The 11,651-nt window shown below is 71.6% G+C and carries 14 protein-coding genes; 9 read left to right on the top strand and 5 right to left on the bottom strand.

Going from position 1 to position 11,651, the window contains the following annotated elements:
• Positions 1–647: SGNH/GDSL hydrolase family protein (locus ABF401_RS02155; protein ID WP_353507888.1), on the bottom strand; the 647-nt coding region annotated here is incomplete at its 3' end.
• Positions 644–1,321 carry a uracil-DNA glycosylase gene (locus ABF401_RS02160; RefSeq protein ID WP_353507889.1) on the bottom strand — a complete coding sequence of 226 codons (678 nt, stop codon included), beginning with the start codon at positions 1,319–1,321 and terminating at the stop codon, positions 644–646. The genes ABF401_RS02160 and ABF401_RS02155, both read right to left, overlap by 4 nt.
• Positions 1,322–1,364: 43 nt before the next feature.
• Between ABF401_RS02160 and ABF401_RS02165 the strand changes: the two genes are divergently transcribed.
• Complete coding sequence (locus tag ABF401_RS02165) at positions 1,365–2,519, top strand: N-acetylglucosamine-6-phosphate deacetylase (RefSeq protein WP_353507890.1); 1,155 nt, start codon at positions 1,365–1,367, stop codon at positions 2,517–2,519.
• A gap of 112 nt (positions 2,520–2,631) precedes the next feature.
• Here the strand turns inward: ABF401_RS02165 and ABF401_RS02170 are convergent, their stop codons facing one another.
• Complete coding sequence (locus ABF401_RS02170; RefSeq protein ID WP_353507891.1) at positions 2,632–4,179, bottom strand: cyclic nucleotide-binding domain-containing protein; 1,548 nt, start codon at positions 4,177–4,179, stop codon at positions 2,632–2,634.
• A gap of 206 nt (positions 4,180–4,385) precedes the next feature.
• Here ABF401_RS02170 and ABF401_RS02175 point away from each other — a divergent pair, with 206 nt between their 5' ends.
• The 5 genes from ABF401_RS02175 (at position 4,386) to ABF401_RS02195 (ending at position 8,554) form a co-directional block, all read left to right on the top strand.
• Positions 4,386–5,054, top strand: coding sequence for an HAD family hydrolase (locus ABF401_RS02175; protein ID WP_353507892.1), 669 nt, complete (start codon positions 4,386–4,388; stop codon positions 5,052–5,054).
• Positions 5,055–5,138: 84 nt separating this feature from the next.
• Positions 5,139–6,500, top strand: coding sequence for a pyridoxal phosphate-dependent decarboxylase family protein (locus ABF401_RS02180; RefSeq protein WP_353507893.1), 1,362 nt, complete (start codon positions 5,139–5,141; stop codon positions 6,498–6,500).
• An 86-nt stretch (positions 6,501–6,586) separates the two neighbouring features.
• Positions 6,587–6,967 carry a nucleoid-associated protein NapA gene (gene napA / locus ABF401_RS02185; RefSeq protein WP_502908183.1) on the top strand — a complete coding sequence of 127 codons (381 nt, stop codon included), beginning with the start codon at positions 6,587–6,589 and terminating at the stop codon, positions 6,965–6,967.
• 40 nt (positions 6,968–7,007) lie between these two features.
• Positions 7,008–7,472, top strand: coding sequence for a GNAT family N-acetyltransferase (locus ABF401_RS02190; protein WP_331926490.1), 465 nt, complete (start codon positions 7,008–7,010; stop codon positions 7,470–7,472).
• Between the two features lie 23 nt (positions 7,473–7,495).
• On the top strand, positions 7,496–8,554 hold the full coding sequence (locus ABF401_RS02195) for a P1 family peptidase (protein WP_353507900.1): 1,059 nt from the start codon (positions 7,496–7,498) through the stop codon (positions 8,552–8,554).
• A 79-nt stretch (positions 8,555–8,633) separates the two neighbouring features.
• Here ABF401_RS02195 and ABF401_RS02200 read toward each other — a convergent pair whose 3' ends face one another.
• Positions 8,634–9,038 (bottom strand): thiol-disulfide oxidoreductase DCC family protein, encoded by a 405-nt coding sequence (locus ABF401_RS02200; protein WP_353507895.1) that lies wholly within the window; start codon positions 9,036–9,038, stop codon positions 8,634–8,636.
• Between ABF401_RS02200 and ABF401_RS02205 the strand changes: the two genes are divergently transcribed.
• On the top strand, positions 9,031–9,531 hold the full coding sequence (locus ABF401_RS02205; RefSeq protein WP_353507896.1) for a hypothetical protein: 501 nt from the start codon (positions 9,031–9,033) through the stop codon (positions 9,529–9,531). The genes ABF401_RS02200 and ABF401_RS02205 overlap by 8 nt on opposite strands.
• On the top strand, positions 9,528–10,442 hold the full coding sequence (locus ABF401_RS02210) for an HTTM domain-containing protein (protein ID WP_353507897.1): 915 nt from the start codon (positions 9,528–9,530) through the stop codon (positions 10,440–10,442). Before ABF401_RS02205 ends, ABF401_RS02210 begins: the two co-directional genes overlap by 4 nt.
• Here ABF401_RS02210 and ABF401_RS02215 read toward each other — a convergent pair.
• Positions 10,426–11,295, bottom strand: a complete 870-nt coding sequence (locus ABF401_RS02215; protein ID WP_353507898.1) for an MBL fold metallo-hydrolase — start codon at positions 11,293–11,295, stop codon at positions 10,426–10,428. The two genes, ABF401_RS02210 and ABF401_RS02215, sit on opposite strands and share 17 nt — an antisense overlap.
• A 103-nt stretch (positions 11,296–11,398) precedes the next feature.
• Between ABF401_RS02215 and ABF401_RS02220 the strand changes: the two genes are divergently transcribed.
• A partial coding sequence (locus tag ABF401_RS02220) for a hypothetical protein (RefSeq protein WP_353507899.1) occupies positions 11,399–11,651 on the top strand: 253 nt, incomplete at its 3' end.

The raw sequence follows: 11,651 nt of genomic DNA on the forward strand, positions 1-11,651 counted from the left end.
GCGTCGGCCGGAGCATGTCCCAGCGCCTGCAGCGCGGCCATCGCCACTCGCCGGTGGCCCTCGCTCGTCATGTGGATCCGGTCGTCCGCCCACATCCGCCAGTCGCGAAGGGCATGCAGACCCCACTGGTCGATGACGTGGGCGCCGTGGTGCCGGGCGATCGACCAGATGTTCGCGGCATGGATGCCCGCCCGACCCCGGGTCGCCTTCACCAACGGAGCCTCCGCAGGGTCGACCGGGGTCGCCATGAGCACGTCCGCGCCGGTCGCCCGAATTCGCTTCACGGCGTCCTCCAGCCGAGACGCCAGAGCGTCGAGGTCCGCCTTGGGTCGCAGGATGTCGTTGCCACCGCCGACGATGCTGACGAGGTCGGGCTCCAGGGCCAGGGCCTTCTCGAGCTGCGGGCCCACGACGTCTGACAGCTTGCGCCCCCGAACCGCCAGGTTCGCGTAGCCGAACCCGAGCCCCGAGTTCTGCGCCAGCTCCGACAGGTGCGCCGCCAACCGGTCCGCCCACCCGGCGAACTCGCCGTGTGAGCCGTCGCCGACGATCAGCGGGTCGTCGTCGGACATGCCCTCGGTGAACGAGTCGCCGATGGCCACGTAACGGCTCCAGAGGCGTCGCTCACCTGCACCGGGCTCGGTCATGTCAGCCTCCAGTCGATCGGGGTGGCGCCCTGCCGGGCGAGGAGCTCGTTGGCCCTGCTGAACGGCCGCGACCCGAAGAACCCGGACCGTGCCGACAGGGGTGACGGATGGGCGCTCTCGATGCGCGGCACCTGTCCCAGCATCGGCGCGAGGGACTGGGCCTGGCGGCCCCACAGGATCGCGACCAACGGTCCACCGCGCGCGACCAGGCCTGAGATCGCCTGTGCCGTGACGGTCTCCCACCCTTTGCCCTGATGGCTCGCCGGCCGCCCGGGACAGACGGTCAGGACCCGGTTGAGCAGCATGACGCCGCGCTCGAACCACGGACTGAGGTCTCCGTTCGGCGGCGGCGGCAGCCCCAGGTCGGTCCCGAGCTCCTGGTAGATGTTCTGCAGCGACCGAGGCACGGGCCGCACGTCAGGTGCGACGGAGAACGACAGCCCCACCGGGTGGCCGGGGGTCGGATAGGGGTCCTGGCCGACGATGAGCACCCGGACGTCGGCGAGCGGCACGGAGAAGGCACGCAGGATGGCGCCGCCCGCCGGGAGGTAGCCGCGCCCTGCCGCGACCTCGGCCCGGAGGAACTGCCCCATCGCGCCAATCGTGTCGGCCACCGGGTCGAGCACGGGTACCCACGAGGGGTGGACGAGCTCGGCGAGGGGACGGGCAGGCACGGAGTCACGCTATCGAACGACGCGCACGGCAGAATCGGCCCTGATGACCACACTGCTTCATGGACCAGCCCTCGTCGACGGTGCCGTCCTCACCACCGAGATCGCGATCGACGGTGAGCGCGTCTCCGCCCTCCGGCCGATGCAGCCTGCCGACCCGGCCACCCCGGGGAGCGAGCCGGTCCTCGGGACGATGACAGCGGCATACGTCGATCTCCACTGTCACGGGGGTGGTGGGTCGGCGTTCACCGACCTCGACGCCGACGCCGCGGCGGCAGCGGCTCGCCATCACCATGCCCGCGGTTCCACGTCTCTCCTCGCCAGCCTCGTGACCATGTCGCCCACGGACCTGCTCCGCGGCGTCGAGATCCTCGCTGACCTTGCGGACGACGGTCTCGTCGCCGGCATCCACCTCGAGGGTCCGTGGCTCGCCGAGGCCCGGTGTGGTGCTCACGACCCGCGGCTGCTCCGTGACCCCGATCCCAAGGAGGTCGACCGCCTCCTGAGCGCCGGCCGCGGGCACGTCCGGCAGGTGACGTTGGCCCCCGAGCGTGAGGGCGGGATGCGTCTCGTGCGTCAGCTACGCGAGTCGGGTGTCCACCCGGCGATCGGGCACACGACGGCAACGTTTGCGCAGGTGGGACAGGCTGTGGCCGCCGGCGCCGACCTCGCCACCCACCTGTTCAACGGGATGGATCCGTGGCACCACCGCACGCCGGGAGCGGTCCCGGGCCTGCTCCGCGCGGCCGTTCACAACGGCGTGACCCTCGAGCTCATTGCGGACGGCGCCCACCTCTCGGACGACACGGTCCGCACCGTCATGGACCTCGTCGGGCCGTCGCGGGTGGCCTTCGTGTCCGACGCGATCGCTGCTGCCGGCGTCGGCGACGGGGCGTACTCGCTCGGCGGCCTCTCCGTGGTCGTCTCCGGCGGCACCGCCCGGCTCGCCAGTCGGCCCGGGGAGCCCGAGGGATCCATCGCCGGGGGAACGAGCCACATCGCCGACATGGTGGCCCGCCAGGTGGGTGCCGGGATCTCCCTGCCGTATGCCGCTGAGTCGGCCTCCAGCACACCTGCCCGCTTGCTCGGGCTGGCTGACCGAGGGGTGCTCCGCGTCGGGGCCCGCGCAGATCTCGTCGTGCTCGACGGCTCGGCGCGGGTCACGCGGGTGATGCGAGCCGGTCGCTGGCTCCACCCCTGACCTCCACCCCTGACCCCGGGGCCTACCCCGCAACACGCCCGGCTCCTCGAAGGTCAGCCCTGCTGCAACGCGGGGAGTTCCGAGGAACCGGGCGTGTTGCAGGGGGTGCGGGTCAGCGGTAGGTGCCGCGGGCGTGGGCGTCGGCTGCCTCGACGGCCCGTGGCACGTGCGCGACGAAGGCGAGGAAGGTGTCGCGCCCAAGCACCTGGAGCTCGAGGTCGGTCTCCGCCGACACGGTCGCGGTCCGTGGCGAGTCGTGCAGCAGCGCCACCTCACCGAACCAGTCGCCGGTGCCGAGCTCGCGGACTGGCTCGGAGTCGACGGTCACCGCCGCGGTGCCCGACCTGATGACATAGAAGGTGTCACCGCGATCGCCCTGCCTCACGACGACGGTGCCGCGACGCGCTGACTGCCGAGCGGACTCAATCGCCAGACGGTCGAGGACGCGTGGGGCGAGGACGCAGAGGATCGGCACGTGTTCGAGCAGTTCTCTCACGTCAGCCGGCACCTGCGCCGCGGTGTCGAGCCGGAGCAGGGGCCGTGCCATGGTGAGCCCGGCCACGGGGAGCAACAGCCCTGCTACGACGAACGCGCCTCGGGTGCCAGCGATCTCGACGAGCGCCGGGACGAGGATGGAACCGAGGGCCATCGCCGCCATGGTGAGTGCTTCCATGACGCCGAAGACGGCGGTGAGCAGGTGCTCGGGAAGGGCCCGCTGGACGAGGGTGCGCACGGACACGTCGAAGAACACCTTGCCCGCGCCGGACACCGTCAGGAGCGCCGCTGCAGTCACCACTGTCGGGGACAGTGCCGTGAGCGCGAAGGCCACGCCGCACACCAGTCCCCCAAAAAGGATCCCCGGCACGACGCGCGTCCCCACCATGAGCAGGATCGTGGCAGCGGCGCCGATGAGGCCGCCCACCCCGAGCGCGGCGTTGAGCAGCGCTGGGCCGGAAACGTCGAGGCCGAGGAGGTCGAGGGCCAGCGCGACCAGGAGGATGTCCATGGTCCCGACGAGCACGTGCTCGACGGTGACGAGGGAGGTCAGCGTGCGGGCTGCCGGGTGGCGCAGGATCGCCCCGGCGAGCCGGTGCGGGCGATGCTCCATGCGCTGGGTCGCGCCGCCGGCGTCGAGTCGCAGGCCGGCGGTGAGGATCGCGCAGCTGAGGCAGGTCGCCCCCATGACGAGGACGACGCCACCCGGCCCGAGTGGCCGGATCAGCGCGGCACATGCGAGCGGGCCAAGAAGGACAGCCAGGGCCTCCGCCGAGCCGGAGGCGGCGTTGCCGACGGTGAGCTCAGAGGCGGTCCGTGCGATTCGTGGCAGGAGGGTGTTGTGGACCGGGCGCGTCATCGTGATGGCGACCGCACCGATGCAGGCAAGGCCGACCGACAGGGGATAGGGCGCGTCGAGGGCCAGCGCCGCTCCCGTGCCGAGGAACGCGATTCCCTGGGTGGCGTACCCCGCCACGAGAGCGGTCTCCGGGCGCCGCCGACCGCTCCACGCCGCGAGCACGGGCGCGAGCAGCGCCGCAGGGACGAGCTGGACGAGCGCGATGAGGCTCGATGAGCGCAGCCCGCCGTGGTCGAAGGCCCACACCAGGATGGCGATCCACGTCGCCCACTCGACGATGCTGAACGCGAGGAAGGCGAGGACCACCCGGCGCAGGCGACCGCTGGCGAGCGCGGCGCGGGTGACCGCCCACCGCCTTGGCCTCTCCCTGTCCCCGTTGACCCCGATCTCTCAGGATAGGGCGAGGCCCGCCCGGCGCGTGGGCAGATGCGCACACATGACCCCCACCAACGGTGCCCGGTGCGGCGTGCGCATTTCGGACCGTGCCGCCGCAACGCCTAGGCTGGGTGCCCGTGACAGCTTCATTGGGGCCGCGCTGGCCCGTAGTCATCTTCGACCTCGACGGCACCCTCGCCGACACCGTGAACCTCATCGTCGAGTCGTACCAGCACGCCTTCCGCACGGTCATGGGCCGTGAGGAGGACCCGGACGTCATCCGGTCGTGGATCGGGCGCCCGCTCAGCAGCGCCTTCCGCGACCATGCGCCGGACCACGCCGACCAGCTCTACGCGACGTATCTCAGCTGGAACGCCGACAACACCGAGCGGCTGATCCGCAGCTACGAGGGCGCCCGCGAGGTGCTCGTCGCCCTGAACGAGGCCGGGGCCAAGGTCGGCGTCGCCACCTCGAAGCGTCGTGAGTCGGCGCAGCAGGCCATGGACCTGCTCGGCCTGTCGCCCCACGTCTCGGCCCTGGTGGCGCTCGAGGACACCGAGCTGCACAAGCCCGAGCCGGCGCCCCTGCTGCTCGCGATGGAGCGGCTCGGCGAGACCCACCCGTCGCGGGCCGCGTACGTCGGTGACGCCGTGGTCGACGTGCTCGCCGGCAAGGCTGCCGGTATGGCCACCATCGCGGTGACGTGGGGGGCCGGCGTCCGGGCGAACCTGGACAAGGTGCGACCCGACGGCATCGCGACGAGCCCCTCGGAACTGCGCGACCTCCTCCTGCCCCAGAACGACTGAGGATCACGGCACCTGGTGAGCCGGCGAGCGGGAGCGAGCCCAGCGGCATACGGAAGGGGTGTCGACGAGCCCTAGAGTGCGTCCGTGCACTCCTTCGACAAGGATCCTGACCACGTCGCCGTCGAGCAGGTCCTGCGCTACGCGCGGCAGCGTCTGCTCATGGACCCGATCCCGCTCGACGGGCCGCAGACCGAGGAGTACCTGACATCGGCGGCGGGCCAGACGATCACCGCCGCCGGGCTGGGGGCGCCTCGCGCAATGGAGCTCTTCGAGCACACCCTTGCGCCGGCGTGCCTGTCCACCGACCACCCGCGGTACCTCTCCTTCATCCCCTGCGCCCCGACCCGTGAGGCAGCGGCCTTCGACGTCGTCGTCGGCGCCTCGTCGGTCTACGGCGGGTCCTGGCTGGAGGGGGCCGGCGCCGTCTATGCGGAGAACCAGGCGTTGCGCTGGATCGCCGACCTCGCGGGGCTGCCGGAGTGCGCGGGCGGCGTGTTCGTGCCGGGCGGGACGGTCGGCAACCTGTCGGCGCTCGTCGTCGCCCGCCACACCGCGCGCAACAAGGCCACGGCGGCCGGCACCGGCGCCCGCCCGTGGCGGATCGCGGCCACCGACAACGCCCACTCGTCCGTCGTGTCGATGGCGGCCGTCATGGACGCCGAGGTCTGCGGCGTGCCCGTCGACGAGAAGCTGCGCCTCACCGGGCCAGCACTGCGCAAGACCCTCGAGGAGCACGGACCCGAGACGTTCTTCGCCGTCGTCGCCACGAGTGGCACGACGAACTTCGGCGTCGTTGACGACCTCGAGTCGGTCGCCGACGTGTGCGAGGAGTTCGGCCTCTGGCTGCACGTCGACGGCGCCTATGGCGGGGCCGGCCTCGCGGCTCCCTCCGTGCGGCACCTCTTCAACGGCATCGAGCGGGCTGACTCTTTCATCGTCGACCCCCACAAGTGGCTCTTCGCACCGTTCGACTGCTGCGCCCTGCTCTATCGCGACCCGGAACTGGCCCGGACTGCCCACACCCAGGAGGCCGGCTACCTCGACGTCCTGACCAAGGCGACCGAGTGGAACCCCACCGACTACTCCATCGGCCTGACCCGTCGGGCCCGCGGCCTGCCGCTCTGGTACTCCCTGGCGGTCCACGGGACCGACGCCTACGTCGAGGCGATCGAGAGCACGCTCGCGGTCGTGCGCCACGCCGCGCGGGAGATCGAGGCGCGTCCTTACGTCGAACTGGTCCGGGAGCCGGACCTGTCCGTCGTCGTCTTCCGACGTCTGGGCTGGGAGCCGGCGGACTACCAGGCGTGGACGGACCGGCTGCTCGCCGCGGAGTTCGCCTTCGTCGTACCGACCACCTTCCGCGGGGAGACGCTGACCCGGTTCGCCGTGGTCAACCCGCACACCAGCAAGGAAGACGTCACGGCGATCCTCGACACGATGGCGTGAATGCCCTCAGGAAATCACAAGCGTGTGATTTCCTCGCTAAGGTGGGTGGGGAGCCAACACGACCCGGTTCGGGCGTTTCGGGCGGACTGGAACGCCCGCACCCGACTCGCTACCGTTTCGCGGGGCCCCCCGACGAAGCCGCACCACTCAGCCAGCAACGCAGGACAGGAATCATGAGCGCAGAACACGCCACGGAGCAGACGCACCACTCCGAGAGCGCGCTCAGTGACCGGGACCTCGAGATCCTGGCCTTCGAGCGGCAGTGGTGGAAGTACGCCGGCTCCAAGGAGCAGGCCATCAGGGAGCTGTTCGACATGAGCTCCACGCGGTACTACCAGGTGCTCAACGCCCTGCTCGACACCCCCGCCGCCCTCGAGGCGGACCCGATGCTCATCAAGCGTCTGCGCCGGATGCGGGCGAGCCGCCAGCGGGCCCGCACCAGCCGACGCCTCGGCTTCAACGCCTGATTGCCGAGGTTCTGCTAGGGGGGCGTGGTTCACTTCCCCCATGGCCGACGTGGTGGTCCGCCGCGCAGGAGCGGACGACGCCTTCATCGTTGCCGCCCTCCACCTGCAGTTCGCGCGGGAGCTCGGGATGCCGTCGGAGCCGGGTTACCTCGACCGGTTCGTCGACGCCTGGCTCGCCGAGCGACCGGACCGGCCCACCTGGATCGCCGAGGCGCGGGGTGAGCACGCCGGGATCCTCGAGACCCGCCGCATCCGGGCCCTGCCCTGGCCGGGACGACGGGACGTCAGCTGGCTGCACGTCGGGGGCCTGTTCGTGACTCCGGGCAGCCGCGACCTCGGCGTCGCCCGCGCGCTGAGCGAGGCCATGATCGAATGGTCCCGCTCCACCGACGTCAAGTGGATCCGGGTCAACGCACCGGACGAGAAGGAGCAACAGTTCTACGAGCGGCTGGGGTTCGCGTCTCCCGGCCGGCTCATGGAGTTCGACCTGAGGGACCCCGAGTGACCGCTGCCAGTCCTGACTTTTCGATGCGACCCGGCCCGACCAACTCCATCGTCGACGTCGCCGGGATCCGCGTCGGCCACTGCACCCGTGACGAGCCCGGCTGGCTGACCGGGGTGACGGTGGTCGTCGCTCCGCCCGGCGGTGCGGTCGCCGGGGTCGATGTGCGCGGCGGCGGGCCGGGCACCCGGGAGACCGACCTGCTCGATCCGCGCAACCTCGTGGACCGGGTCGATGCCATCGTCCTCGGCGGCGGCAGCGCGCCGGGGCTCGGGGCGGTGGACGGCGTCGTCGACGGCCTCTTCGACGACGGTCGCGGCTGGCCGATGCGGGAGCCCGGCCAGGTCGTGCCGATCGTCCCGGGCGCGATCCTGTTCGACCTGGGCCGCGGTGGCACCTGGCGCCACTATCCCCGGCCCGAGGACGGGAGGGCGGCATACGACGTGGCCGGCTCCTCCGCCGTTGCGCAAGGGTGTGTCGGGGCTGGGACGGGCGCACGGGTCGGCGGGCTCAAGGGTGGCGTCGGCTCGGCGAGCGTCGTCCTCGAGTCCGGCGTGACCGTGGGGGCCATCGTCGCGCTCAATGCCGTCGGTTCCGCCGTGGATCCCACCACCGGCCGGCCGTATGCCGCTGGGCTCGGTCTCGCGGGCGAGTTCGCTCACGTCGGCGCCGGGTCCGAGGAGGAGGTGGCCGAGGCCCGCGCACGCGGCGAGTCCCTGCCCGACAAGCTGCCGGGGGTGCCGGCGATGGCGACGACGATCGGGATCATCGCCACTGACGCGACGCTGGGCAAGGCGCAGTGCCAGAAGCTCGCCGGCGTCGGCCACGACGGCTTCGCCCGGGCGATCAAGCCGGTGCACACGGCGTTCGACGGAGACACGCTCTTTGCGCTGGCGACGGGGGAGCGGGGCCCGGTCGAGCTGGCCGAGCTCGTGGCCTTCATGGAGGCGGGCGCCGACTGCGTGGGGCGAGCCATCGTGCACGCCTTGCTGGCGGCGACCTCGGTGGACCGGTCGGCGGACGGCGGACTGGCGATCCGGTCCTTTGCCGACGCCTTCCCGTCCGCCCTCACCTCGACCGAGTGAACCCCCGCCCCTCGGATCGAGTGAACAGCTTCTGGGCGGGCGCCGAGTCACTCGATCCGTGGTGGCGTCCGAATGTCGTTCACTCGATCGGAGCTGGGGGCGGCTGGGTGGGGAGGGCGCACGCGGGGGTGCCGCCGGGCAGCTGGTCGCGGTGGCGGGCGACCCAGCCATAGACGCGCCGCGCCACTGCGTCGACGCCCGGCACGGTGAGGAGCCGGCCGACCGGGCGCCACCCCGGGGCGCCGTGACGCAGGGCCTCGGCGATGGCCCGGTGGCCCGGGTGGACGGCGCCGTCCGCGTCGACGAACTGGGCCGCGTCCACACAGTCGGCCGCGGTGAGTCCGTAGGCGCTAAGGTCGACCCGCTGCCACGGTTCGATCGAGTACCGGCCGGTCCGGTCGACCCAACGGCGGAGGAACTCCACGGACGAGGTGCAGAAGGCGCAGTCGCCGTCGAAGATCAACAGGGGCAGGCGGGTGGACACGGGACCAGTCAACCATCAGGACGGCGGACGCCTGCATCGCGTCGGCCTGCTCCTGCGGGGGGTGGTCATGGTTCTCGTGGTCGCGGGCATCGTCACAGGGACGTGGCTGCGCAATGACCAGGGCTGGCCGTTCGCGCCGATGAGCCAGTTCGCCTTCGCCGTCAGCCCGACGGACGGCGAGATCCACTCCCGCTACCTCGAGGCCACCACCGTCGACGGTGACCGCGTGCACGTGGACCTGTCTCGAGGCGCCCTCGGCCTGGGCCGCGCCGAGATCGAGGGCCAGCTGTGGTCCTTCCGTCAGCAGCCCTCGCTGATGCAGGCGATCGCGGTGCTCCACGCGCGACGGGCCCCGGAGGCGGCCCGCTTCGCCGTGGTCGAGCTGATGGACGACGTGCGAGTCGTCAACGGTGGCGTGCCCGGGCCGGTCCGGACCGACGTCGTCGTGTCGTGGCACGTCGTCGATCCGGCCGACCCCCAGGAGCTGCCATGAGCATCCGGGACTGGGCCTTCCCCCGGACACCGCTGGCCCGGGTCGCTCGGGTGCGGGCCGCCATCTACGCCATCGTCATCCTCGACGTCCTGTTCTTCGTCACCGACCCGATCGACCATGGCGACGTCCCCGCGGCCCTCTACCGCGAATTGCCGGTGCGCGCACTCCTCCACCTGCCCCAACCCTCGCCCGTCTATGGCTGGGTCCTCCTGCTCGTCATCCTCATCAGCGCCGCCGTCGCCGCGTCGGGCCGGTTGCCGCGCCTCGCGGGCTGGGTGTGCGCGGTCGCGATGCTCGACTGGGTGAGCAACGGGATGTCCTACGGGAAGGTCGACCACGACCACTTCGCCCTCGTCGTCGCCCTGTTCGTCCTGCCGACGGTGGGCCGGGCGGGATGGTTCGATGGCCGCGGCACCGAGGCTGCCGGCTGGGCGCTGCGGATGATCCAGCTCGCCGTCGTCGCGACCTACTTCCTCTCAGCGGTCGCCAAGATCCGCGAGGGCGGCTGGTTCTGGGGAAGCTCGGCGACGCTCGTCTGGGCGTTGAGCCGCCGCGGCGATGTCCAGCCTGCACAGTGGCTCTCGACGCAACCGGCGCTGACCTACGTCATGCAGTGGACGGTCTTCGTCGCGGAGCTGCTGTCGCCCGTGATGCTGTGGCTCCGGGGCCGGGCGCTGCTCGTCGCGGTGGGGTTCTGGATGGTCTTCCACGCCAGCACCTACGTCCTGTTGACGATCCACTTCCTGCCGACCGCCATCTGCCTGCTCGCGTTCCTGCCGCTCGAACGGATCGGCAGGCGCGCCGACCCCGCTTCGACTCCGGCATCGGGCGGAGCGGAGTCCACCGAGCCCCCGGCCGGGGCGAGACGCGCGCGCCGGCGGGTTGGCGCGCGGCTCAGGATCCAGTCGTAGGCTGCGGAACCTGAGCCCAGCCTCGCCGGATTGCCCCCTCGAGTACCGCCAGGCGATACGGAAGCCGGTCATCCGGCTCGGTCACCGCCGCCTCCAGCGACCAGTCCTGGGCATGCCGCTCCCGGATGACGTCAGCGACCCGCTCGATCTCGTCACGCTGCCGCTGCACGAAGCCGGCGTCGACCGGCAGGCCGTGGCCCGGCACGACGATGCTCTCGGGACCGAGCCAGTTGAGATGCGATGCCAGGGTGTCCGACCACTCGAGCGGCCAGCAGTCGTCGCCGAAGGCCGGGTCGGCAGACTCCTCGATGAGGTCACCGAGGAACATGGCGTCGGCATCGGCGATGTGCACGCAGATGTCGCCGTCGGTGTGACCGCGGCCCGCCCAGGTCAGTGACACGGCGCGGTCGCCGAGGTCGATCGTCGCGCTGTGCTCGAAGGTGCAGTCGGGGCCGCGGACCTCAGTGGCCAGGACCTCGACGACGTCGCGGGCGGTGTAGCCCAGCTCCGGTCCGTCGTCCGGGTCCGCGCGGAACAGCGCCTTGATCCGTTCGGCATCGGCCTCGAGCCCGCGACCCACGTTGGCATGGGCGTGAACGGTCGCCGCAGTGAAGGCCGTGTTGCCGAAGGTGTGGTCGAAGTGGATGTGGGTGTTGACGACGTGACTCACGGTGACGTCTCGGCCCAGGCGCCGGATGTCGTCGAGCACCTCGAAGCCCTGGAGGCTGCTGGCCCGGGAGTCGACGACGACGGCCCCGTCGCGGCCGAGGACGAGGCCAACGTTGACGTCCCACTGGGGGTAGCGGGCGACGAAGACCCGGTCCGCCACCTCGTGGAACCCGGTCCTCATCATCGCGACCACCTCAGCCGTCCGCCCTTACGTACTGGTGGGGAGCCACGCTATCGGGCTGCTCGCGCTGCGCACCACCTGTCCGTTTCGTCTACCTTGTTGTGCCATGCGTCGTGCGGAGATGAGAGCGAAGGCGCGGGCTGCGAGACGGCGCCGCAACGTGGCCGTCGCGCTCCCCGTCGCGGTCGTCGCCCTCATCGTGGCGGTGGTCGTCTGGTGGCCACCAGGGCTCAGCGGACGGGAGCAGCCGGTTTCATCGGGCTTGGTGCCAACGAGTTCTCTGGCGGAGTGGACCCAGCCGGCTGCCGGGGACTGGCGCACCGGGGGCACGGAGGGCAGCCGGACGACACCTCCGACCT

Origin of the sequence: Intrasporangium sp., assembly GCF_040414665.1 — a bacterium.
Taxonomy (GTDB): Bacteria; Actinomycetota; Actinomycetes; order Actinomycetales; family Dermatophilaceae; genus Intrasporangium.